Source organism: Streptomyces sp. NPDC050121 (assembly GCF_044460385.1).
GTDB classification, from domain to species: Bacteria; Actinomycetota; Actinomycetes; order Streptomycetales; family Streptomycetaceae; genus Streptomyces; species Streptomyces soliscabiei.
In genome coordinates this window covers 20,788-42,022 of sequence record NZ_JBITJV010000011.1, presented here as the reverse complement: position 1 = coordinate 42,022, position 21,235 = coordinate 20,788, and the positions used below count along the sequence as shown (strand labels likewise).

Sequence of the window (21,235 nt, the reverse complement as noted above, 5' to 3'; positions counted from 1 at the left end):
GTGGCGGTGGGCGGGGTCGGGTGCCAGGGCCCGGCGCGGACCCGCCGTCCGGCTCCGACGCGCCTGCGGATCCGGGGCGTGGGGCGCTGCTGGTCGTCGGGGACGTCGTGACGGACGTCGTCGCCCGGCATCGGGGACCGCTGGCCTCGGGGACCGACACGGCGTCCGTGATCCGGACCCTGCCCGGCGGCGCGGGTGCCAACGTGGCGTGCTGGGCGGCGCACTGGGGGTGTGCGGACGTACGGCTCCTCGGCCGGGTGGGCGCGGAGTCGGCGGCCTGGCACGAACGGGAACTGACCGCCGGTGGGGTACGGCCCCGGCTCGTCGTCGATCCGCAGGCGGCCACGGGGACGGTGATCTGCCTGGTCGACACGGACGCCGCGGCCGAGCGGACGTTCCTCACCGACAGCGGCGCGGCCCTGCGACTCGACCCCGACGACTGGTCGGAAGCCCTTCTGGACGGGGTCGGCCGACTGCACCTGTCGGGATACCTGCTGTTCTCGGAGTCCGGGCGCGCCCTGGTGCGTACGGCGTTGGCGTCGGCACGCGCGCGTGGGGTGCCGGTGAGCCTCGATCCGGCGTCGGCGGGCTTCCTGGTGGAACTGGGCGCCGACCGTTTCCTGTCCCTCGTCGAGGGCGTGGACGTGCTGCTGCCCAGCCGTGACGAGGCCCGTCTGCTCACCGGCCTGGCCGATGCGGCGGCCGCGGCGGCAGAGCTGAGCCGTCAGGTCCCGCTGGTGGTGTCCAAGCAGGGGGCTGACGGTGCGCTGGTGGCCAGGAACGGCGCCGTGCTCGCCCGCGTACCCGCCACTCCGGCGACCCCCCGGGACACCACGGGCGCCGGCGACGCCTTCACGGGAGCGTTCCTCGCCGCGCTGTTGGCCGGCGCCGACACCGAGGCCGCGGCGGCAGAGGGCTGCCGAGCGGGGGCCCGGGCAGTGCGACATGTGGGCGGCAGACCACCCGCCCCGCACCACGGATTGACGTCGCCGACGGCCCCGGCCCACACCGGCTGAGACCACCTGAACGCGCAAGTCCCGACCCACAGACCCGGCGGGCCGCGCGGCAGAAGCCCAACACGGGCCCCGGCACAGGGTACGGCCCCGGTCCCGGCACGGGGTACGGGGTACGGGGTACGGGGTACGGGGTACGGGGTACGGGGTACGGGCGAGATTCCCGGGGGGACGGTGCCCAGGTCCGACGGAAGGCGGGTAAGGGGGCTGGGGGGCAAGGGGGGTTCCGGGCAGGGCAACCCCGAAAGGATGCCGGGACCGAGGTTCGGCGGGACGCCGGAACCGGAGTTCGCCGGGACGCCGGGCCGGAGTTCGCCGGGGGTGCTGGGGGGGACCCGGGCAAGGTTCGCCGGAGGCCGCGCCGGAATTTCGGCGGGGGCCGGGGCTGGGCCCGAGAGTCCCAGGGCCGAGGTTCGGCGGGACGGCGGCACGGAGTTCGCCGGGAGGCGGTGCCAGGACAAGGTTCGCCGGGGGCCGGGCCGGAGTTCGCCTGAAGGCCGGGATGGCGTTCGGCAGGGGGACCGGGGTGCGTTCGGCGGGGGCCGGACCGGAGTCCGGCGAGGGGACGGGGTGGCGTTCGGCGTCTCGGGGTTCGGCGGGTGGGTTGCTAGGCCTTTCGGCCCCATGCGGAGATCATCGGTGCGGTGGCCAGGTCCATGCCGCCGGCGGCGACGTTCGCCAGGTGCCGGTCGATGTCCTCGTCGGTCGCGAGGCCCGCCCGGACGAGCTCGTCGCGGATCTGTCGGACCGTCGCGGATTCCAGCGCGGCACAGGCGGGTGAGGTGACGGGGAAGTAGGCGTCGGCCTCGATCCGGCGCAACCCGGCCTCGCGGAGCAGACGCGGGAGCTTGCGACCGTAGGAGAGGTCGGCGCCCCGGCCGGCGAGGAGCTGGCGGAAGCCGTGTCGCAGACGGTTCGCGAGCTGCTGTTCCGGGCCGTGCTCGTCGGGGCAGAGCAGGGGCTGCAGGGCAGGGTCGGCGTCCTCGATCAGGAGCCGTCCGCCGGGGCGCAGGGCCTTGACCATCGAGCGCATCGCCCGGTCCCGGTCCGGCACATGGACCAGGACGAGCCTGGCGTGCACCAGGTCGAAGCCCTCCATCGGCGGCTCCTCGGCGCCGAGGTCGTGGACGCGTACCTCGACCGGCGGGCGGGCGACCGACGCCAGCCGGGAGGTGTCGATGTCGCTCGCGAGGACCTTGCCCGTCGGGCCGACCTTCTTCGCCAGCCAGGACACCACGGAGGAGCCGCCGGCGCCGGCCTCCCAGCACCGCCAGCCGGGTCCGATCCCCAACCCTTCGAGGTGGCGGAACGTCGTGGCGTCGAAGAGGGCGGCGAAGGCGTCGAAGCGTTCCCCCGCCTCGGGCTGCCGGTTGTCGAGAAGGTACCCGTCGGATCGCGTCATGCGGCGATCATCCCAGTTGTCCGGCGTGCCGGAGGTGGTCGACGCGGCCGGGATCAGGAGCGCGGAAGTCGGGAACCCGTGGCGGGAAAGGACGGCCGTCGCTCTCGTGAGCAGTGCGAAGTCCCGTTGTCCACAGGCGGGAACAAAGCGGAACCTGCCCTTTCCACAGGCTTACCCACGGCATACGCGGGCCTGGCAGACTGGCTGGCCAGGGCGCAGGAATGCGGCGCGAGGAGATCCACGCAAGGAGTCCCAGATGACCATGGCAGGGAATCTGCGGAAGGTCACCGGCCTCGGAAGGGGCGGCGGTCTGCGCAGGGTGGCGCGGTTGGCCCGGCGGCGCCCGCGGGTCGACCTGAGTCACCCCGCGCGATCCCCGCTGGGTTCCTCGGTGGTGAACTGCGTGACGTACCGGGACGGCGTCCGGGCCCCGCGCGGCGGTGATCTGGTCGACACCGTGGAGCGGGTGCGCAAGAGCGGTCACGGTTTCGTGTGGCTGGGCCTGCACGAGCCGACGAACGAGGAGTTCGCGGGCATCGCCGAGCTCTTCGACCTGCATCCGCTGGCGGTCGAGGACGCGGTCGAGGCACATCAGCGGCCGAAGGTCGAGCGATACGGCGAGACGCTGTTCGCCGTGTTCAAGACGGTCTGCTACGTCGAGCACGAGGAGCTCACGGCGACCAGCGAGGTCGTCAACACCGGCGAGATCATGGTGTTCGTCGGCCCGGACTTCGTGATCACGGTGCGGCACGGACGGCATGGTTCGCTCGGCCCGCTGCGCGAGGAGCTGGAGGCCGATCCGAGGCAGCTCGGCAAGGGGCCGTCGGCGGTGCTGCACGCGATCGCCGACCACGTCGTCGACGACTACCTGAACGTCATCGACGCCGTGCAGGCCGACATCGACCAGGTCGAGACGGACGTGTTCGCGGAGGACGGTGCGCGGACCGACCCGGGGCGCATCTACCAGCTCAAGCGTGAACTCCTGGAGCTGAAGCGGGCGGTGGTGCCGCTGGGCCGTCCGCTGCTGGACCTCGCGGACCGGCCGGTCCGGGTGATCGATCAGGAGATACAGGCCTACTTCCGGGACGTCTCCGACCACTTGCTGCGGGCCACGGAGCAGATCGCCGCCTTCGACGAGCTGCTCAACTCGATCCTGCAGGCGCATCTGGCACAGGTCACGGTGGCACAGAACGAGGACATGCGGAAAATCACGGCCTGGGCCGCGGTGATCGCCGTGCCGACGATGGTCTGCGGGGTGTACGGCATGAACTTCGACAACATGCCGGAGCTGCGCTGGAGGTTCGGCTACCCGCTGGTCATCGGCGTGATATCCGTCGCCTGTTGGGTCCTGTACCGCGGCTTCCGGCGCAACGGCTGGCTCTGAGCGCCCGGTTCCGTCGGGGCGACGGCCGGCGCAGTCGTCAGTGCCGGTCGGGTCATGTCCTGGCGTAGACGCTCTCGGCCCAGGTGGCGAGTTGGTCCTCGCTGAGGTGCCGGGTGAGGTCGGCCTCGCTGATCATGCCCACGAGGCGCTTGTTCTCGATGACGGGCAACCGGCGGATCTGGTGACCCTTCATCTCCTGGAGCACCTCACCGACGTCGGCTCCCACGTCAATCCAGCGCGGTGTGCCCTGGGCCATCTCCCCTGCGGTGACCTGTGCGGGGTCGTGTCCCATGGCCACGCAGCCGACGACGATGTCCCGGTCGGTGAGGATGCCGCAGAGGCGCTCGTTCTCGTCGCTGATGGGCAGCGCCCCCACGTTCAGTTCGCGCATCAACTGGGCGGCGCGGTCGAGGGTCTCGTCGGCGGGGATCCACTGGGCGCCCCGGTGCATGATGTCTCCGGCGGTGGTCATGAGGTACCTCCTGGTGCCGGACGGCCGGCGCGGCGCGGGCGGCACCGCTAATCCCGGCACCCCATATTCTCGCCGCGCCGCCATGGGCCCGCACCTGGAACTCCTCAGGCCGAGAAGCCGAGGACCCGCTGCGGGACGACGCGGATGATCAGGCGTACCTCGTCGTCCTTCTCGGCGGGCGGGTCGATGCCGAGGTACTTGTGCGAGAGCTCGTGCGGGAGCCGCTTGTCAGGGTCCGGGAGGATCTCGGCGGTGCCACGGATCTCGACCGAGGTGTACGGGTTCGCGAGGTCGAAGACCGAGAGGCTGATACGGGCGTCACGACGGAGGTTGCGCACCTTCTGGCGCCCGTCGGTGGAGGAGAAGAGGACGGTGTCGCCCTCGCGTTTGATCCAGACCACCGAGTTCTGCGGGGCGCCGTCCGGCCCGAGGGTGGCCACGGCGGCGAAGTTCCTGCCGTCGAGGAGAGCACGAGCGGAGTCACTGAAGGAGACCGAAGGGACAGTGGGGACGGACGGGACGGTGCCCTCGGAGGCGCCGGTGGGGACGGAGGCGGCGGAGGGGACGGAGGCGGCGGAGTGAGAGGCGGCGGAGGGTGCGGCAGTGCTTGCGGAGATCGTCATGACGTCAGACTACTTACATGCACGCGCATTTAAAAGCGGTTCATCGATCCGCGATTCAGCCACCCCACGCCGGATGACGAGGATCGTCCGCACGGACGAGGACATCCGCCGTGGCGGCCGGATCGGTCTCCTGCGCATAGCGCTCGAAGGCGGGCAGCGTCCATTGGTCGGCTTCGGCGGTACGGCGACGCAGGGCCGCCGAGGAAAGGAGGACGTGCACGGACAGGTCGAAGGGGAACCAGTGGCGCAACAGGAGAGGACCATGCAGCAACAGGAAGCCCCCAGGCGGGAGTTGGACGTAGGGACTGCGGGTCGCGCGGTCCGTGACAGGGTCCCGGAGATCGGGCAGGATCCGTCCGTCGCCGTCGGGTTCGAGGGGATTGAACACCTCGCGCCACAGAGCGCCGGTGTCGAACCAGCCGTCGTAGTAGGCCTCCACGTCGTGATGGCCGTACTCCAGACGGAGAGACGCGGGGCGCAGGAAGCCGTGCGTGTCCACGACACGGGAGGGACGTCCGCGGGTGCGCAGGGCCTCGGCGACGCGCTCGGCGAGATCTCCGGGGCGGGCCGCCGGCGCGCCGTCGAAGGCGACGCGCCGCCACGGACTGCCGTCGTCCGGCTTCAGATCGAGCAGCCGCTCGGCAAGGAGGTCGCCGAGCCGTTCCCAGGTGATCGCTTCGAGTCGCACACGGCCCATGATGCGTCAGCCACCAGCCTGGACGCCTCGACCTCGCGGCACCCACGGGCTGCGGGCAGCTCGGCGAGGGGAGGGTTCCCGTCGTAAGGAGGACATGCCTCGTCGACCAGGTGCCGCCGCGCCCACCAGGGGGAATGAAGCCCCCATGGCAAGCGCACCCCTCACAACTCCCGCACCCCGTACCGGGCTTCTCGTCATCCAGCCGCTACGGCGAAAGCACTGCGCCGGGTGTCGTCGCGGGCCGCAGCCGATGCTGGTCCTGGAGGACACCGCGCCGCGCTGCCTCGACTGTGCCGATCTGGGGCATCTGGTGTTCCTGCCACGCGGGGACACGGCGCTGACGCGCAGGTCGCGGGAGGAGAGCGGGCTCTCGGCGGTGGTCGTCCGGTTCAACCGGCGCAAGGGACGGTACGAGCGGCAGGGCGTCCTCGTCGAGGAGGCGGCGCTCGCACGGGCCGAGGAACGATGCCTGGCGGACGCCGAGGCCCGGCGGCGGCGCCGGGTGCGGGACGCGCGGCGGCGGGCGGCGCAGGACGAGCAGTTCGCGGAGACGTTCGCGGCGGAGATCCTGCGGCTGTTTCCGGGCTGCCCGGGAGAGCGGGCGCGGGGGATCGCGGCACACGCCTCGCTGCGGGGCAGTGGCCGGGTGGGGCGCAGCGCCGCCGGGCGGGCGTTGTCCGAGGGCGCGGTCATCTCCGCGGTCGTGGCGTCCGTACGGCATCTGGACACGCCGTACGACCGGCTCCTGATGAGCGGCGTGCCCCGACACGAGGCCCGCCGGCGGATCGCGGGCGAGGTGGAGGGGCGACTGCGGGAGTGGAGTGGGGCGGGCGGGGCGGGTGGGGAGGGCGGGGAGGGGGAGGGGGCCCCACCCCCTAGGTCACACCCAGTAAGTCACGTCACCGGGCGTTTCGGCCACGGTCACGATCATGAACAAGGTTTCACTTGAGGTGATGAACGGTACGGGGCAAGATCTCCGCTCGACGGGTGGGAGTTGACGTTGTCATGATCGATGGGCCGTATCTGGTGCTCGCGATGCTGGGCGCTCTGGTGACGGGGCTGATGGCCGGGGTTTTCTGTGCGTTCTCGGTGCTGGTGATGCGGGGGCTCGCCGCGCTGACGCCCGCGCAGGGCGTCGCCGCGATGAACGCGATCAACGCCTCGGCTCTGACGCCGGCGTTCATGGTGCTGTTCCTCGGCTCCGCGGCGCTGTGCGCGGTGATCGCCGTGGTGACGTTCGTGCTGTTGCCGGACGACGGAACGGTTCATCTGCTGCTGGGCAGCGGGCTGTACCTGTGCGGTGTGTTCGGGGTGACCGTGATGGCGAACGTGCCCCGCAATGAGGCGCTGATGAAGCTGGAGCCGGGCACGCCGGAGGCCGTCACGTACTGGCCGACCTATGTGCGTGAGTGGACGAGGTGGAACCATGTGCGTGCCGTCGCGTCGGCGGCGTCGGCGGTCGTGTATGTCCTGGCCCTGGTCTGAGGAAGAACAAGAAGGAACGCGGGAGAACGCACAAGAACGCGGAAGAACGCGGAAGAACATCGGAGAAAGCGCTGTCCGCCACTCTGCGCGGGTGCCCGACGGGACGTATCGTGGCCGAAAGAGTGCCGCCCGATGACGCTCGGCCTGCTGTACGCGTACGCGAGGAAGACGCCCATGGCCGATCCCAAGGGATTCATGACCACACCCCGCCAGGACTGGCCGCGCCGGCCGGTCGAGGAGCGGGTCCGGGACTGGGACGAGGTGTATGTCCCCGGGGCGTTGCTGCCCCTGATCAGCAAGCAGGCCGACCGCTGCATGGACTGCGGCATACCGTTCTGCCACGAGGCCTGTCCGCTCGGCAATCTGATCCCCGAGTGGAACGATCTGGTGTCGCGGGAGGACTGGCGGGCGGCGAGCGACCGGCTGCACGCGACGAACAACTTCCCCGAGTTCACGGGCCGGTTGTGTCCGGCGCCGTGCGAGGCCGGGTGCGTCCTCGCCATCAACCAGCCGGCCGTCACCATCAAGAACGTCGAGGCCGCCATCGCCGACCGGGCCTGGGCGGACGGTTTCACGCCGCCGAGGCCGCCGGACCGGTTGTCGGGGAAGACGGTGGCGGTGATCGGTTCCGGGCCCACCGGGCTGGCCGCGGCCCAGCAGTTGACCCGGGCCGGGCACACGGTCGCCGTCTACGAGAAGGATGACCGGATCGGCGGGCTGATGCGGTACGGCATCCCCGCGTTCAAGATGGAGAAGCATCACCTCGAGCGGCGGATCGAGCAGATGCGGGCGGAGGGCACCAAGTTCCGTACGTCGACGACGATCGGGCGCGACGTCATGGCGGCCGACCTGCGGGCGCGCTACGACGCCGTGGTGATCGCCACCGGGGCCACCGAGTGGCGGGAACTGCACGTTCCGGGGCGGGAGTTGACTGGCATCCAGCAGGCGATGGAGTACCTGCCGCTGGCCAACCGGGTGTGCGAGGGCGATCTGGAGGCGTCCCCGATGTCCGCCGCCGGAAAGCACGTCGTCATCGTCGGCGGGGGCGACACAGGGGCCGACTGTCTGGGCACGGCGGTTCGCGAGGGCGCCGCGTCCGTGACCCAGTTGGACATCTACGCGCAGCCCGGCGCAGATCGCGACGAGGACGTCGACCCCTGGCCAACGTATCCGAAGATCTATCGGCTCTCGGCGGCGCACGAGGAGGCGCGTGACCTGGAGTCCGCGCCGGCGGCGGACGCGGACGCGCGACTGTTCGCGGCGTCCACGCTCCGTTTCACCGGCGACGAGAGCGGGCATGTGCGGTCGCTGCACCTCGTCGAGGTCGATGCGCGGCGCAGGCCGGTGGAGGGCACCGGTCGGGCGCTCCCCGCCGACCTCGTGCTGCTCGCCCTCGGCTTCTCCGGGCCCGACCGGGAGGACGGGCTCGTCGAGCAGCTGGGGTTGACGCTGGAGCCGCGCGGCACGATCGCGCGGGACGGCGGCTTCGCGACGAACGTTCCCGGAGTGTTCGCCGCGGGGGACGCGGCGCGCGGCCAGTCGCTGATCGTGTGGGCCATCGCGGAGGGGCGGGCGGTCGCGGCGGCCGTCGACCGCCATCTGACGGGGAACTCCCGGCTGCCGACGCCCATCGGGCCGTACGACCGGCCGATGAACGTCTAGCATCGCCGCATCGAGGGAGCGCGCCGCGGGGAATGCCGCTCAGCGGCGCTCGTCCGTCCCCGCCACCTTCGCCGTCGCCAGGGCCACCCGGTTCCAGGTGTTGATCGTGCAGATGAGGGCGAGTACCTGGGCGAGCTCCCGCTCGTCGAAGCGGGCGGCGGCCTCGGTGTAGACGTCGTCGGGGACGCCGCCGTCGGCCACCAGCGTGACCGCTTCCGTCAGGGCCAGGGCCGCCTGTTCCTTCTCCGTGAAGAAGTGACGGGCCTCGCGCCAGACCGCGACCATGTGCAGGCGGTCCTCGCTCTCGCCGGCTTTGCGGGCGTCGTTCGTGTGCATGTGGAGGCAGTACGCGCAGTGGTTGAGGTGCGAGGAGCGGATCTGGATCAGTTCGACCAGGGCGGGGTCGAGGCCCTCGCGGGCTGCGGCGTCGAAGCCGATGAGGGCGCGGAACGCCTTGGGGGCGCTCTTCCCGAAGTCGAGGCGAGTCGGGTTGGCCGGCGTGTCAGTCGCGCTGTTCGTCGCCGTGTTCATGGTCGTGTTCGTTGCCGTGTTCGTCGTCATGTCCTTCAACCTACGGGCCGGAAAGACCCGCTGTAGGGTGCATTTCCATGGCGGATTCGTGGGTCAATTCGGCGGAGCGCATCGGGGCCGACCTGCACCTGGAGCTGGCCGGGCCGGGTGGGCGGCGGGCGGCTGTCATCGGGGCGCTGCGCGAGGCCGTGCGCAGCGGGCGGCTCGCTCCGGGAACCCGGCTGCCGCCGTACCGTTCGCTCGCCGCCGACCTCGGCATCGCCCGCAACACGGTGGCCGACGCGTATGCGGAACTCGTCGCCGAGGGCTGGTTGACCGCCCGACAGGGTTCCGGCACCCGGGTCGCCGAACGGGCCGAGCCTCTGCGGCGCGTCGAGCGGGTGCCGGTCGGGAAGCCTGCACGCGCGCGTGGCCCGCGGCACGACCTGCGGCAGGGCACGCCGGACGCGTCGTCGTTCCCGCGCGCGGCCTGGCTCGCTTCCTACCGGCGGGCCCTTCAGCAGGCGCCCAACGAGGTGTTCGGGCCCGGCGATCCTGCCGGCCGCCGGGAACTGCGCGAGGCCCTGACGGAGTACCTGGCACGCGCGCGTGGCGTGCGCACCGAGCCGGAGCGCATCGTGATCTGCTCGGGCTTCGCCCATGCGCTGCGCCTGCTGTTCGGCCCGTTCGGCACCGGCAGTGGGATGCTGCGCGGGCCGATGGCCGTGGAGGCGTACGGGCTGGACTTCCACCGGGGGCTGCTGGCCGCGGCGGGCGTGCGGACGACTCCGCTGCCTCTGGACGCGGACGGGGCGCGTGTCGACCTTCTGGGGCGCGAGCGGGCCGTTCTCCTCACGCCCGCACACCAGTTCCCGACGGGCGGTCCGCTGCACGCGAGCCGCCGGACCGCGGTGATCGACTGGGCACGCGCGCGTGGCGGGGTGCTCGTCGAGGACGACTATGACGGGGAGTTCCGCTACGACCGCAAGCCCGTCGGCGCGGTCCAGGGGCTCGACCCGGAGCGGGTGATCTACATCGGCTCGGTCAGCAAGAGCCTGTCGCCGGCGTTGCGCCTCGGGTGGATGGTGCTGCCGGAGCGGTACGTCGCCGGTGTTCTGGCCGCCAAGGGCGACCGGGAGGCCTGGGCGAGCGTCCCCGATCAGCTGGGCCTGGCCGATCTGATCGTGTCCGGGGCGTACGACCGTCACGTACGGCGGATGCGGCAGCGCTATCGCGGGCGTCGGGACCGACTGGTCGGGGCGCTCGCCGCGCGGGCGCCGCATGTCGAGGTCACCGGGGTCGCGGCCGGGCTCCACGCGGTGCTGCGGCTGCCGCCGGGCACCGAGCGGTCCACGGTGAAGGCGGCCGCCTGGCAGGGGGTGGCCCTGGACGGCCTGGCCGCGTTCCGGCATCCGGCGACGGACATGGCGCCGTCGGACGGGCTCGTCGTCGGATACGCGACTCCGTCGGAGCATGCCTACGGGGCGGCGTTGGACGCGCTGTGCCGCGTGCTGCCGCCGTCGAACGCACAGCCAGGGCCCGCCTGACCCTGGCCGGCCCTGGCTGTGCCCCCCTTGGGCGGGTCTCAGCGTCTGCGGCCCACCGCCCCGTACGCCGGGATGCTGAACGATGGGGTCGGCCGTGTCGTCCTCCCGGTCATGAGGCGCTCCGTAAGCATGTGGCACGAATAGTCATGGTCATCAAGTCAGTACCAGAACAAGGAAGTCGAAGGATGAGGTTCAAGGGGGCGGTTGAAGGAGGAGGTTGAAGGAGGGCAAGAGCAGAAAAGGCAGCAGGCGGGTCGGTCAGGACAGCAGGAAGTCCGCCTCCCCCGCCTTGGCGCCCTCGATGAAGGCCGTCATCTCGTCGGAGGTGTAGATCAGCGCCGGTCCGTCGGGGTCGGTGGACTGCCGGACGGCGATCCGGCCGTCGGCGAGCTTCATCGCCTCCAGGCAGTTGCCTCCGTTGCCGCCGCTCCACGGCTTGTGCCAGCCCTCGCTGCCCAGTTCCCGGGCGGGCATGCCGTTGTAGATCCGCTGAGCGCGGACCCGTGGCCTGGACTGGGTCTTGATGCGATCCATTCACAACTCCTTGCGGAGATCCCGGAGGATCTCCTTCGTGCGATGTGCTGTAGCGGCCTGCGCCGCCATGCGGTCCATGACCTCGAGGTGGGTCGCCACCTCGGTGCGCGCGTCGAGGTAGACGGCGCCGGTCAGGTACTCGCTGTAGACCATGTCCGGAAGCTCCGGCATGGCGAATCGGAACAGCACGAAGGGCCCGTACGTGCCTGGGTGCGGGCCGCTGGCGAACGGGGCGACCTGCAGCGTGACGTTGGGCAGCTTCGTGGCCTCGAGCAGTTTGTCGATCTGCGCGCGCATCACCTCCGGGCCGCCGGCCGGGCGGCGCAACGCGGTCTCGTCCATCACCACCCACAGCCGGGGCGCGTCCTGCCGGGTGAGCAGATCCTGGCGTTGTATGCGCAGGTCGACGAGGCGCTCGATGTCCTCCGGCCGGGTCTGGCCGATGGCGCCGGACAGGAGGACACCACGCGCGTAGTCCTCCGTCTGGAGCAGGCCGGGGACGAAGTGGGGTTCGTACTGGCGGATCAGGGCGGCGGCGCCCTCCAGGCTGACGTGCATAGAGAACCAGCCCGGCAGGACGTCGTGGAACCGCTGCCACCAGCCCGGTTTGTTGGCCTCCTCGGCCAGTTGGACGAAGCCCTCGGCTTCCTCGTCGGTGACGCCGTAGGCCTTCAAGAGCAGTTGGAGGTACGGGATCTTGAGGCCGACCTCGGCCATCTCCATACGGCGGACGGTGGCGGGCGCGACGCGCAGGATGCGGGCGGCTTCCTCGCGCTTGAGCCCGGCGCGTTCCCGCAGGTCCAGCAGGCGCCGGCCGAGGACGACCTGTCCGACCGTCGGCGCGGACCGCGGTTCGCTCACGCTCCACCTCCACGAAGAGCCGACCGGCCCGCGCGGGGCACACGCGGGCCCCGACCCGACCGGTCACGAAAAGAATCCCGACAGCCCTACGGCAGCCCTACGGCGCCACTCGAAGACCCACTCAAAGTTCTGTACGGATGCGTACGAGTCTCCGTTGATCCCCATTGGCGCCGTTCGCCGTGCTGTCGCGAGCAGTGTGCCACGGCGCTTCACCGCGTCACACAGCACTCTGCATTTTTCAGAGTGACACTTGCCAAGTGTTCATGGCGGGGCGATAGTGGCAAGCGTGATTCCGTCCGCGCCCTTAGGAACAGACGCCGCCGCAGGCCACCCCCAGGGTCTCGGTGCCAGCGCGGGAGCAGGCCCTGACCAGGCCGCTGCCGAGCGCCGGTTCCGATTCGAACTGGCCGCCCATCCGGGTTCCCCCGCCCAGGCCAGACGCCTGGCAAGGGCCCGGCTGACCGGCTGGTCGGTGTGCGAGGACACCTGCGACTCCGCCGCCCTGGTCATATCCGAGCTGGTCACCAACGCGATCGTGCACACCGCGAGCGACATCGTCGTCTGCGAGCTGCACGACGGCGCCGACCTGGTCCGCATAGCCGTGCGGGACGAGGGATGCGCGCCGGGCGAGCCCCACCCCTCGCCGCAGCGTCCCGAGGAGGAGCACGGGAGGGGGCTGCTGCTCGTCGAGGCCTTGTGTCACGCCTGGGGTGCGCAGGAGCACGGGCCCGGCCTGCTGGTCTGGGCCGACCTGCCCCGCCGGGCCGACGCGTCCGGCGATCCCGCCGAACCCCGCGACAGTCTGCGTCTCGGCGACGCCGAGCCGCACCACGCCGGCCTCGGCGAACTCCTCGACATCCTGGACGAGTTCGACGACATTCCGGACGAGCCGCACACCGACTTCATCGGCCCCCGTAACGACCTCGGCTGGGGCGCCCGCCCGAAGCCGGGACCGGCCGAGGGCCCGGGTGACGAGGACGAGCAGGCGGAGCAGCACCACCGGCAAGCGACCCTCCCGGCCGCAAGACGACCACACCCCGCATCCGCCGGGCCGGCCATACCCGCACCGTCGGCCACACCCGCTGCCCCGGCCGCGTCTGCCGCACGAACCGCATCCGCCGTGCCTACCGCGTCCGCCGTACCGATCGCGTCCGACGGTCCGGCCCCCCGCGTGATGCCGCAGTGGCACCGCACCCCGGAGCACGCAGGACACGCCGGGCCCGCTGGACACGACGCTCGCGAGCACCACCACGGCCGTGACGGCCACGACGGGTGGACTCGGGCATCCGGCCACGCCGCCGACGCCCTCCCGCTGCTCCTCCAACTCCCGCTCCAGCTCCCGCTTCAGCTCCCCCTCCAGCCCGTCCGCGAGCAACCCGTCCGCGAGCGGGGACGGACATGAGCACCGTGCCCGGTCGGGCTCCGGTGCTGACCCTCGACACGCTCGTACGCCTGCAGCGCGGACCGGCCGGCGCCCCCGTCGCCGCTCCCGACGCCGTGCGCCGGCTGGCCGTGCCGGAGGGCATGACGGCCCCCCTGGGCTGTGACGCGGTCTCCGTGCCGGCCCATCTCGGCCCGCTGCTCATGCCGCGTCTTCCGCGCATGGGCTGTGTCTACGCCGACGACGCGCACTGGTGGTGGCTGGTCCCCTCCGACTCCGACTACGCCCTGGAGTGGCCCGCCCCCGCGCGCTACGCCACGGGCGCGATCCTCCCGAACTCCCCGCGCCGCCCCGACCTCATCCACCGACCGGACGGCACACTTCCGTACACCCCGCCGATACCTCTCTACCTGGCCCTGTGCCGCCTCACGGGCACGACGCCCATCTGGTCGCGGCCGATCAGCGCATAGTCCCTGACTGCCCGTGGGGCAGTCCGGCGCGCCGTCCCCGGCGCACGCCCGCGCGTCCCGGGTTCCCCGTCCCGCGCCCTGCCCTCACGCGGCTCGTCCCGCGATAGTGGCCGTCGTCCACGACCACTTGGGGAGGCCGACGGTGGGACAGGCGCGGAAGGCGGGGAAGGAAGACACGGCGGAGGAGGCGGAGAGGGCGGAGGAGGCTCGCAAGTCGCAGGGGTGCGACGAGCGTGAGGTGTCCGAGTCCGAGCGGCTGCTGTTCGGCGGCCCGCTCCGCTACGACATGGGGTGGAACCAGCACCGGGACGCCTTCCTGGAGCTGAACTTCCGCGCCATGATCATCCGGCTGCCCTCCCTGCTCTCCACCAGTCTCCGGCTGGCCCGCCAGGCCGACCCGCGGGCCGCCCGGATCGTGCTGGCCGCGGAGGCGGGACGGGGAGTGACGCAGGCGGTGAGCCTGCTCGCGGTGAACTCCGTGCTGGGCCGGCTGGTCACCGGCGGCTCGATCGAGGACCGGCTGCGCGGCGCCGTTCCCGCTCTGGTCGCGATGGCCGTCGTACTCCTCTTCGGGGCGCTGTTGCGGGCCGCGTCGACGTATGCCACCGGGCGGCTGGAGCCCAAGGTGGAACGGGTGGCGACCGAGTTGTACCTGGAACGGGCGGCCGGGGTGGAGCTTGCCGCGATCGAGGACCACGCCTTCCACAAGCTGCTGGACACCGCGCAGTACGGCGCCCGGTCCGCCTGCCGGATGATCACATACGGCACGCGTGTGGTGAACGCGCTGATCTCGCTGGCCGCGGCGGCCGGCGTGCTCACGGTGCTGCATCCGCTGCTGCTGCCGCTGCTGGTCACGATGACGCTGCCCAGCGCCTGGAGCGCGCTCACGAACGCCCGGCGACGCTACGAGTCGTTCCACACCTGGGTGCAGCACGCGCGCGCGGGTCATCTCATCGCGAGTCTGCTCACCGAGCCCGCGGCGGCGCCCGAGATCCGTGTGCACGGCGTCGGCCCGTTCCTGCTGCGGCACTTCCGCTCGATGTCGGAGACCGCGGAGGCCGAACAGGCCCGGCTGGCCCGGCTCGCCGCCCGCACCGGCCTGATCGCGGCCGCCTGGACGGGTCTCGCGACCATGGCGACCTACGCCACCCTCGGTGCGCTGCTGCTCACCGGGACGATGGCCCTGGCGGTCGCGGGCACCGCGGTGATCGCGATCCGCAGCGGCTCAGCGAGCCTGAACACCCTCGTCGTGGAGGTCAACCAGCTGCACGAGGAGGCCCTGTTCGTGGGCGACCTGCAACGCCTGTACGTCGAAGCGGCCGAACAGGCGATCCCCAAGGGCGGCGCGGCCCTGCCGGAGGAGCCGCGTGAGATCCACTTCGAGAACGTCACGTTCGGCTACCCGGGTGAGTCGGCGCGCCCCGCCCTCGACGACGTGACCCTGACGCTCCCCCTCGGCCGGATCATCGCGCTCGTCGGCGAGAACGGCTCCGGCAAGACGACCCTGGTGAAGCTGCTGGCCGGGCTGTACAAGCCGGACCGGGGTCGGATCCTGTGGGACGGCGTGGACGCGGCGGGCGCGGACCGGCACCAGTTGGCCGAGCGGGTCGCGATGGTGGCGCAGGACTTCAAGCGGTGGCCGTTCACGGCCCGGGTCAACGTGGCCATCGGGCGCAGTGCCGCGCCGCTCACCGAGGAGCGGCTGGCCGCGTCGGTCGCCGAGGCGGGCGCGCAGGAGGTGGTCGAGGATCTGCCGCGGGGTCTGGACACCCTGCTGGCCCGGCACTTCAGCGGCGGGCATGAGCTGTCCGGCGGTCAGTGGCAGCGTCTCGGCATCGCGCGGGCGGCCTACCGGCGCGGGCGCATCCTGATCGTGGACGAGCCGACGGCGGCGCTGGACGCCCGGGCCGAGCTGGAGGTGTTCGAGAAGATCCGTGCGCTGGCCGGCAGCGGCCAGACGGTCGTCCTGATCACCCATCGGCTGGCGTCGGTCCGGCATGCGGACCTGGTGCACGTCCTGGACCAGGGCAGGCTGGTGGAGTCGGGGACCCCGGACGAGTTGCTGGCGGGCGGGGGCGTCTACGCCGAGCTGTACGCACTGCAGGCCGAGCAGTTCACGGCTCGGGGGCCCGTGCCCGTGCCCGCCCCGTCGCAGGCGGGCTGACGGGTCACCGCGCGGCGTCGCCGCCCCGGACGACCACCAGGAAGGTGTCCGTGGCGAGGTCCATGACGACCTCGGCGGGCAGCCCCTCCATGCGTCGGGCGTGCGCGAACTCCTCCGCGGGCCACGACCCGCGCGGCCCTCCCGCGGGAAAGCGTTCGAGCACGGTTCGCCCGTTCACCATCTCGCACCTCCGATAAGCGTCAAAGCGTCGTGACTTGTAGGAGTTAACGCTCATCGGACCGCGAACGCCTCGCTCAGTTGCGCTACTGAGACGTAGTTGACACGGGTCCGGCACGGATCGTGAGGATCCGGTCACTTTCCGAACGCACCGAACACTGTACGTGGCTGCGAGGTCGCGCGCAGGGCTCGGACGGCGGTGCGCAGGAGCGAGCCGGGGCCGGACCACGCGCCGGTGTGCGTGCGGATCGGGTGACGGGAGGAGGTGGGAACGGGGGGACGGGCGAGGGCGGGGCGACGGCGAGGGGCGCAGGACGAGGGGCGAGGGGCGGCAGGCTCGGGGCTATACGGCCATCGACAGGACCGGCGGGGTCGCCGGCAGGCCCACCCGCTGCGTTCGTGCGGCGAGTTCGGCGAGGAGCTCGGCGAGGCGTTCGCGGTGGCGGGGGGCGAGTCGTCCGGTGTCGTCGAGGTGGACGGCGCAGGCGGTGGTGGTGTCGACGAGGCGTTCGAGAAGGGCGGCGACCTCGTCCGTGCCCTCGGTGTGCCGGGCGAGGGCGGGCAGTTCGTGCGCGGCGAGGGCGATGGCGGTGCGGGCCTCGGCGAGGGTGCGATAGGCCTCGCGACGCAGGGTCCAGCGGGCGGCACGGTCGTCGGAGCCGGCGTCGGAGCCGTCGAGGACGTGGGTGAGGTAGGCGTGTGCGGCGCCGGCGGCCGTGGCGAGCCGGGCGCGCACCTGGCCACCCCGCTCCCCCGGCATCGGCAGGTGGCCGACGATCAGGACGATCGCGCAGGCCAGGAGGGTTTCCGCGATCCGGCTGACGGAGGCCTGGGGCTCCCCGCCGACCATGACCAGGGACAGTACGAGCACGGTGACGACGGCCGTCTGGGCCGCGAAGTGCCGGGTGGACACGGGTATCAGCGCACCGCAGAGAGCGACCAGCGCCACGAGCCCCTCCGGGCGGGGCAGCACGGCGGCGAACCCGGCGAAGAGCAGCGCCCCGAGCACGGTTCCCGCGGCCCGGCACAACACCCGGGACACCAGGGGCCCGAGGTCGGGCTTGACCAGGAAGACGGCGGTGGCGGGCAGCCAGTACCAGTGCGCGTGCTGCCCGTACCAGTGGGAGTGGTGCAGTCCTTGCGCGATGGCGGCGCTGGCCCCGAAGGACAGGCCGACCCGCAGCCCGTACTCGCGCCCGCCCGGACCGAATGCGGTGCGCAGCAGGTCGCGGGCGCCGCGCCGACGGGTGTGCAGGTCGCCGCCGTTCCCCTGGTCGAAGGCGTCGGCGGCGTGCAGCAGGGCGTCGTCGAGGGCGCGCAGCGCGGGCGCGGACCGGGAGGGCGCGGGCAGCGGCCCGGTGTGCGAGTTCTCCCGTACGGCGGCGGCGAGCCGTCGGGGCCCGGCCGAGGCCCGCTCGGCGACGGGCTCCCCGCTCCAGGCGAGCGCGGTCGCGGCTTCGGCCAGGGGCAGCGCGGCGGCGTACTGGGCGCGCAGCCGCCGCTCGGCCGCGGAGCTTGCGTAGCGCCGCAGCCGGGGTCCGGCGAGGGCGTCCTGGGCGTGGTCGAGGGCGGCGGTGAGCGCGGCGCGGCGGTCGGTGGCGTGCTCGGTGCCGACGGCGTCGAGGAGTTCCGCGACGGCGTCGTAGACACGGGCCACCGCGTCCCGTTCCCCGTCGAACCGGAAGTCGCCGGTCATGGCCCCCGGCGTGGGGAGCACGAGCCGCAGGGCGAGCAGCCAGCCGGCCCCGGCGAGGAAGGCGAGGGCGAGCAGCCGTCCTGGCTCCGGCACCGGCATCCCGGCCCCGATCGCGGCGGCGACCAGCAACTGTGTGCCCGCTCCGGAGGCGACGGGCCCGATGGCGCTCATCCCGCCGGCGACGAGGCCGAGGCCGGTGAGGACGACCGTCAGTACGACGGCCCCGACGTGACCCCCGACGTACGTCCCGATGAGCAGCCCTCCCGCTCCGGCGAGCGCGGGCGCCCCGAGCCGCCGGACGGAGGCCCGCCGGCTGCCGGGCCGGTCGTTGATCCCGGCGAGCATCGCGGCGATGGCGGCGACAACCCCGACAGACGTCCGCCCGGCGAGAACGGCGACCAGCAGAAGGGGTCCCGCGGCCAACACTCCGCGCGAGACCGCGCTCCAGGGCACGGGCCCGCGCTGGGCACGCAGGGCGTGGGCGAGCCAGGGCGGGAGAGCGGTGTATACGCGGGAGCGAAGGGATGCGGACGAGCGCGGGGACACGAAGCTCCTGTCGTGACGAGGGCGGGGGTGTGCCTTCGGGCGACGGTGGCCGGGGCGGTCGGGTCAGCGGCGAGCTGTGAGCTGCGTCGCGCTGTATGAACTGTGGTGAGCTGTGGTGAGCTGTGGTGTCCACGGTAGAGGGCGGTCTTGGAGAGGTTGGGACGGTTGCGTTTCGGCGAGGTGACGTCTGAGCCGAATCCCGCTTTCTTTATGAACGCAACGCCGGCAGAGGAGGTGTCATGCCCAGGTGCCCATCAGCTGGTGCACGGCGAAGTTCAGATGCTGGATGTGCCCCGCCTTGATCCATGTCTCCGCGTTGCCAGAGCCCCCGGAGCCCTCTCCCCCGGCGCACGCGTGCAGCCAGCGTTCCCCTGCACTGTGGTCGGCCCCTCGGAACCACCCGGACTCGGTGATCCAGCGCGCCGCCGCACGCACCCGGTCGACGCGTTCGCGGCCTCTGAGGGGCGCACGGGCGATGAGGAAGCTGTCCGGCGTGGTGTAGCGCAGCAGACCCCAGGGCGGGCCGTACTGGTCGTCGCCTGAGGGTGCGTTGGCGCTGAAGGCGTGCTCGACGGAGTAGTCGCCGTACATCACCCTTGTGGGAAACCCGGGGCGAGCCACGCGCACCGCATGGTGGAGCTGCCGGTCATGGCGTCGCACCTCGTACCGGACGGCCGTGGCCGGCTGGTCGGGCGTGCGGGGGAAGGCGCCGGAGGTGAGAACGACCGTGCGCCAGCGCCGGAGGGTTCCCAGCAGGTCGAGGGCGGCGATGGCGTTCTTCGCCGTCTCGTCCCCCTCCGTGGCCGCACCCATGTCCAGGATGAGGTCGGTCTGCGACACGGGCAGGCAGAGCCGGTCGAGGAGCTCCAGCAGTCGCGTCGAACAGGGCTCGTCCGGTGGCTCGTCGAGGAGCAGCCGTATGCCGAGCCCGCGGCCGCTGAGGAAGGCGAGGTCGGCGGTGTAGCGCTGCAGCGTGGGGTCCCGTTCCGGGCCGGTGACCAGGCGCAGACGGCTCCTGGTCGCCAGCCGCCACAGGCCGACGGCCGCCCCTTCGCCCCGGCCCTCGACGTGGGCGGCATCGACCCAGCCGGGCCCTCCGTCCATGGCCGTGATCAGCCGGTCCACCCGCGGGGTGAGCCAGCGTCCCGACGCGGCCTGGTCACCGGCCGGTTCCAGGGCGGCCGGCACGCCTCGCGTCCGCTCCGGTCCGGTGTGCGGGACGAGTGTCCACAGCGGCGCGATCCGTCTCCGTATGAGGGGATCGAGCGCCTCGTAGGCAGTCCAGGCGTCCCGCCGCGTCGGCAGGACCGGTACATAGATCGGCTCGACCATCGCGGCTCCCCCTCGCCCCGCCGAATCGCCTGTCGCCCCTGGTCACAGGGTGATTGGGCATTCTTGGTAACGAAAGAGCGCATTTCCGGCCAGAAACGAACGAGGGCCCTGTTACCACAGGTCCCGGTGCCGGTGACGGGTCGGCGGGTGGTCCAGTTCCTCGGCCGCGGAGAGGAGAGCGCCGGGCGAGGCCGCCCGGAGGCGGTTGCGGGCGGTCGAGCGGAACACGGCCAGAGCGGCGCGCGCACGGGACTCGTACGGGCCGTCGACCTGCGCGTTCAGGGACCGGGGATAGGTGTAGGCGCAGAACGTGTGCGCCAGTTGGACGGGCACAGGGCGACGCCGCTCGCGCCGCGCACGGGTCAGTTCCTGCGCGCTGTAGCGGAGTGCGACGAGACGGTGACCGGTGTCCAGGTTCAGGCTCTCGGCCGGCCAGTGAGCAGGGTTGACGCGGTGTCGGGGGCGGACGTGATGGACGGTTCGGGACATGGCAGACCTCCGGGGCCCGCCGGGACTTCCGGCGTGGCCCATAAGAAGTCCGCCGCCGTGAAACGGCCGAGACGCTTGCTCCGCACGGGAGGAAGCCTGGCGAGGGAGGGGCGGGGTTGTCCAACGGTTATCCGTCGCGAGGCGATTGTCAGTGGGGCCCGCTTCAATGGGAGGTGTCGTCACAGTGCGTCACGACGAAGTGCGACGGGGGGAGCGGGTCGTGGAGAGGTATGTGGAGGACGGACGGCGGTACGTGTCGCTGGCCGGCTTGCGGATGCGGGGATGGACGGGCGCGCTGGTGCACCGGCTGCTGGGGCCGCCGGACCGGCTCAGCGTCGATCCGCGCGCGCGGGCTGCACCGCAGGTGCGCCTCTACCGCGTCGAGCGGGTCGAGGCGGCCGAGCGTGACGAGGAGTTCCGAAAGGGCCGCGCCCCCACGGGCACCCGGCCCCAAGGAGTCCCCGTGAACCGCCCTGCCATCGCCCCGGGGGCCGCTCCCGTACGCCCCCGCTCGCTCGGCCCGGCGATCGCGCGCCCGGCCCGACAACCGTGCGCGCCTGCCACCCTGCGGGCTACGGCCCTGCGGTGCTGCGGTGCTGCGGTGCTGCGGTGCTGCGGTGCTGCGGTGCTGCGGTGCTGCGGTGCTGCGGTGCTGCGGTGCTGCGGTGCTGCGGTGCTGCGACCATACGACTCCCCGGCTCCACAGCCCTGCGGCTCCCCGGCCCTGCGTCTCTGCTGCCCTACCGATCTGCGGCTCCCCGGCCCTGCGTCTCTACCGCCCCACCGACCT

The 21,235-nt window shown here is 72.3% G+C and carries 19 protein-coding genes and 1 pseudogene; 9 read left to right on the top strand and 11 right to left on the bottom strand.

Annotation, left to right across the window (positions count from 1 at the left end):
* Positions 1 to 20 precede the first annotated feature (20 nt).
* The gene (locus tag ACIBTS_RS18490; RefSeq protein ID WP_399320552.1) at positions 21 to 1,016 is read left to right on the top strand and encodes a carbohydrate kinase family protein; all 996 of its coding nucleotides are present in this window, start codon (positions 21 to 23) and stop codon (positions 1,014 to 1,016) included.
* A gap of 604 nt (positions 1,017 to 1,620) precedes the next feature.
* On the opposite strand, the gene ACIBTS_RS18485 is transcribed toward ACIBTS_RS18490, so the two are convergent.
* Positions 1,621 to 2,415, bottom strand: coding sequence for a methyltransferase (locus ACIBTS_RS18485; protein ID WP_399320550.1), 795 nt, complete (start codon positions 2,413 to 2,415; stop codon positions 1,621 to 1,623).
* Between the two features lie 256 nt (positions 2,416 to 2,671).
* Between ACIBTS_RS18485 and ACIBTS_RS18480 the strand changes: the two genes are divergently transcribed.
* Complete coding sequence (locus ACIBTS_RS18480; RefSeq protein WP_399320549.1) at positions 2,672 to 3,799, top strand: magnesium and cobalt transport protein CorA; 1,128 nt, start codon at positions 2,672 to 2,674, stop codon at positions 3,797 to 3,799.
* Between the two features lie 52 nt (positions 3,800 to 3,851).
* Here the strand turns inward: ACIBTS_RS18480 and ACIBTS_RS18475 are convergent, their stop codons facing one another.
* From ACIBTS_RS18475 to ACIBTS_RS18465, 3 genes are all read right to left on the bottom strand, one after another.
* The gene (locus tag ACIBTS_RS18475; protein WP_319677340.1) at positions 3,852 to 4,271 is read right to left on the bottom strand and encodes a CBS domain-containing protein; all 420 of its coding nucleotides are present in this window, start codon (positions 4,269 to 4,271) and stop codon (positions 3,852 to 3,854) included.
* Positions 4,272 to 4,375: 104 nt separating this feature from the next.
* A complete protein-coding gene (locus ACIBTS_RS18470; protein ID WP_399320546.1) occupies positions 4,376 to 4,894 on the bottom strand; it encodes a PPOX class F420-dependent oxidoreductase in 519 nt (172 codons plus the stop codon).
* A gap of 55 nt (positions 4,895 to 4,949) precedes the next feature.
* Positions 4,950 to 5,591, bottom strand: coding sequence for a uridine kinase (locus ACIBTS_RS18465; RefSeq protein ID WP_399320545.1), 642 nt, complete (start codon positions 5,589 to 5,591; stop codon positions 4,950 to 4,952).
* A gap of 145 nt (positions 5,592 to 5,736) precedes the next feature.
* Here ACIBTS_RS18465 and ACIBTS_RS18460 point away from each other — a divergent pair, with 145 nt between their 5' ends.
* The 3 genes from ACIBTS_RS18460 to ACIBTS_RS18450 all read left to right on the top strand — a co-directional run bounded on the left by ACIBTS_RS18460 (position 5,737) and on the right by ACIBTS_RS18450 (position 8,738).
* The gene (locus ACIBTS_RS18460; protein WP_399320543.1) at positions 5,737 to 6,540 is read left to right on the top strand and encodes a DUF2293 domain-containing protein; all 804 of its coding nucleotides are present in this window, start codon (positions 5,737 to 5,739) and stop codon (positions 6,538 to 6,540) included.
* 56 nt (positions 6,541 to 6,596) lie between these two features.
* Complete coding sequence (locus ACIBTS_RS18455; RefSeq protein WP_399320541.1) at positions 6,597 to 7,076, top strand: DUF1772 domain-containing protein; 480 nt, start codon at positions 6,597 to 6,599, stop codon at positions 7,074 to 7,076.
* A 174-nt stretch (positions 7,077 to 7,250) separates the two neighbouring features.
* Positions 7,251 to 8,738, top strand: coding sequence for a glutamate synthase subunit beta (locus ACIBTS_RS18450; protein ID WP_399320795.1), 1,488 nt, complete (start codon positions 7,251 to 7,253; stop codon positions 8,736 to 8,738).
* A 39-nt stretch (positions 8,739 to 8,777) separates the two neighbouring features.
* Here the strand turns inward: ACIBTS_RS18450 and ACIBTS_RS18445 are convergent, their stop codons facing one another.
* A complete protein-coding gene (locus tag ACIBTS_RS18445) occupies positions 8,778 to 9,299 on the bottom strand; it encodes a carboxymuconolactone decarboxylase family protein (protein WP_399320539.1) in 522 nt (173 codons plus the stop codon).
* A 47-nt stretch (positions 9,300 to 9,346) separates the two neighbouring features.
* Between ACIBTS_RS18445 and ACIBTS_RS18440 the strand changes: the two genes are divergently transcribed.
* Entirely contained in the window at positions 9,347 to 10,795 is a 1,449-nt protein-coding gene (locus tag ACIBTS_RS18440) for a PLP-dependent aminotransferase family protein (RefSeq protein WP_399320537.1), read from the top strand.
* Positions 10,796 to 11,053: 258 nt separating this feature from the next.
* Here ACIBTS_RS18440 and ACIBTS_RS18435 read toward each other — a convergent pair whose 3' ends face one another.
* Positions 11,054 to 11,329, bottom strand: coding sequence for a DUF397 domain-containing protein (locus ACIBTS_RS18435; protein ID WP_079663027.1), 276 nt, complete (start codon positions 11,327 to 11,329; stop codon positions 11,054 to 11,056).
* On the bottom strand, positions 11,330 to 12,190 hold the full coding sequence (locus tag ACIBTS_RS18430; protein ID WP_319676354.1) for a helix-turn-helix transcriptional regulator: 861 nt from the start codon (positions 12,188 to 12,190) through the stop codon (positions 11,330 to 11,332).
* A 286-nt stretch (positions 12,191 to 12,476) separates the two neighbouring features.
* Here ACIBTS_RS18430 and ACIBTS_RS18425 point away from each other — a divergent pair.
* The 3 genes and pseudogenes from ACIBTS_RS18425 to ACIBTS_RS18415 all read left to right on the top strand — a co-directional run.
* Positions 12,477 to 13,199, top strand: a pseudogene (locus ACIBTS_RS18425) (ATP-binding protein); the annotation flags it as partial.
* Positions 13,200 to 13,588: 389 nt separating this feature from the next.
* Entirely contained in the window at positions 13,589 to 14,041 is a 453-nt protein-coding gene (locus ACIBTS_RS18420; protein WP_319676353.1) for a hypothetical protein, read from the top strand.
* 142 nt (positions 14,042 to 14,183) lie between these two features.
* The gene (locus ACIBTS_RS18415) at positions 14,184 to 16,205 is read left to right on the top strand and encodes an ABC transporter ATP-binding protein (protein ID WP_399320535.1); all 2,022 of its coding nucleotides are present in this window, start codon (positions 14,184 to 14,186) and stop codon (positions 16,203 to 16,205) included.
* 4 nt (positions 16,206 to 16,209) lie between these two features.
* On the opposite strand, the gene ACIBTS_RS18410 is transcribed toward ACIBTS_RS18415, so the two are convergent.
* The 4 genes from ACIBTS_RS18410 to ACIBTS_RS18395 all read right to left on the bottom strand — a co-directional run bounded on the left by ACIBTS_RS18410 (position 16,210) and on the right by ACIBTS_RS18395 (position 20,445).
* Complete coding sequence (locus ACIBTS_RS18410) at positions 16,210 to 16,383, bottom strand: hypothetical protein (protein ID WP_319338822.1); 174 nt, start codon at positions 16,381 to 16,383, stop codon at positions 16,210 to 16,212.
* Between the two features lie 342 nt (positions 16,384 to 16,725).
* Positions 16,726 to 18,624: an FUSC family protein gene (locus tag ACIBTS_RS18405; protein WP_399320533.1), complete on the bottom strand. Its 1,899-nt coding sequence runs from the start codon at positions 18,622 to 18,624 to the stop codon at positions 16,726 to 16,728.
* Positions 18,625 to 18,861: 237 nt separating this feature from the next.
* Positions 18,862 to 19,956: a hypothetical protein gene (locus ACIBTS_RS18400; protein ID WP_399320531.1), complete on the bottom strand. Its 1,095-nt coding sequence runs from the start codon at positions 19,954 to 19,956 to the stop codon at positions 18,862 to 18,864.
* Between the two features lie 111 nt (positions 19,957 to 20,067).
* On the bottom strand, positions 20,068 to 20,445 hold the full coding sequence (locus tag ACIBTS_RS18395) for a hypothetical protein (RefSeq protein WP_399320529.1): 378 nt from the start codon (positions 20,443 to 20,445) through the stop codon (positions 20,068 to 20,070).
* Positions 20,446 to 21,235 lie beyond the last annotated feature (790 nt).

Coding starts and splice junctions, on each gene's coding strand:
- ACIBTS_RS18440 (WP_399320537.1), top strand. CDS start 9,347: ATGGCGGATTCGTGGGTCAATTCGGCGGAGCGCATCGGGGCCGACCTG.
- ACIBTS_RS18420 (WP_319676353.1), top strand. CDS start 13,589: ATGAGCACCGTGCCCGGTCGGGCTCCGGTGCTGACCCTCGACACGCTC.
- ACIBTS_RS18400 (WP_399320531.1), bottom strand. CDS start 19,956: ATGGTCGAGCCGATCTATGTACCGGTCCTGCCGACGCGGCGGGACGCC.
- ACIBTS_RS18435 (WP_079663027.1), bottom strand. CDS start 11,329: ATGGATCGCATCAAGACCCAGTCCAGGCCACGGGTCCGCGCTCAGCGG.
- ACIBTS_RS18480 (WP_399320549.1), top strand. CDS start 2,672: ATGACCATGGCAGGGAATCTGCGGAAGGTCACCGGCCTCGGAAGGGGC.
- ACIBTS_RS18470 (WP_399320546.1), bottom strand. CDS start 4,894: ATGACGATCTCCGCAAGCACTGCCGCACCCTCCGCCGCCTCTCACTCC.
- ACIBTS_RS18485 (WP_399320550.1), bottom strand. CDS start 2,415: ATGACGCGATCCGACGGGTACCTTCTCGACAACCGGCAGCCCGAGGCG.
- ACIBTS_RS18445 (WP_399320539.1), bottom strand. CDS start 9,299: ATGACGACGAACACGGCAACGAACACGACCATGAACACGGCGACGAAC.
- ACIBTS_RS18395 (WP_399320529.1), bottom strand. CDS start 20,445: ATGTCCCGAACCGTCCATCACGTCCGCCCCCGACACCGCGTCAACCCT.
- ACIBTS_RS18450 (WP_399320795.1), top strand. CDS start 7,251: ATGGCCGATCCCAAGGGATTCATGACCACACCCCGCCAGGACTGGCCG.
- ACIBTS_RS18455 (WP_399320541.1), top strand. CDS start 6,597: ATGATCGATGGGCCGTATCTGGTGCTCGCGATGCTGGGCGCTCTGGTG.
- ACIBTS_RS18460 (WP_399320543.1), top strand. CDS start 5,737: ATGGCAAGCGCACCCCTCACAACTCCCGCACCCCGTACCGGGCTTCTC.
- ACIBTS_RS18475 (WP_319677340.1), bottom strand. CDS start 4,271: ATGACCACCGCCGGAGACATCATGCACCGGGGCGCCCAGTGGATCCCC.
- ACIBTS_RS18465 (WP_399320545.1), bottom strand. CDS start 5,591: ATGGGCCGTGTGCGACTCGAAGCGATCACCTGGGAACGGCTCGGCGAC.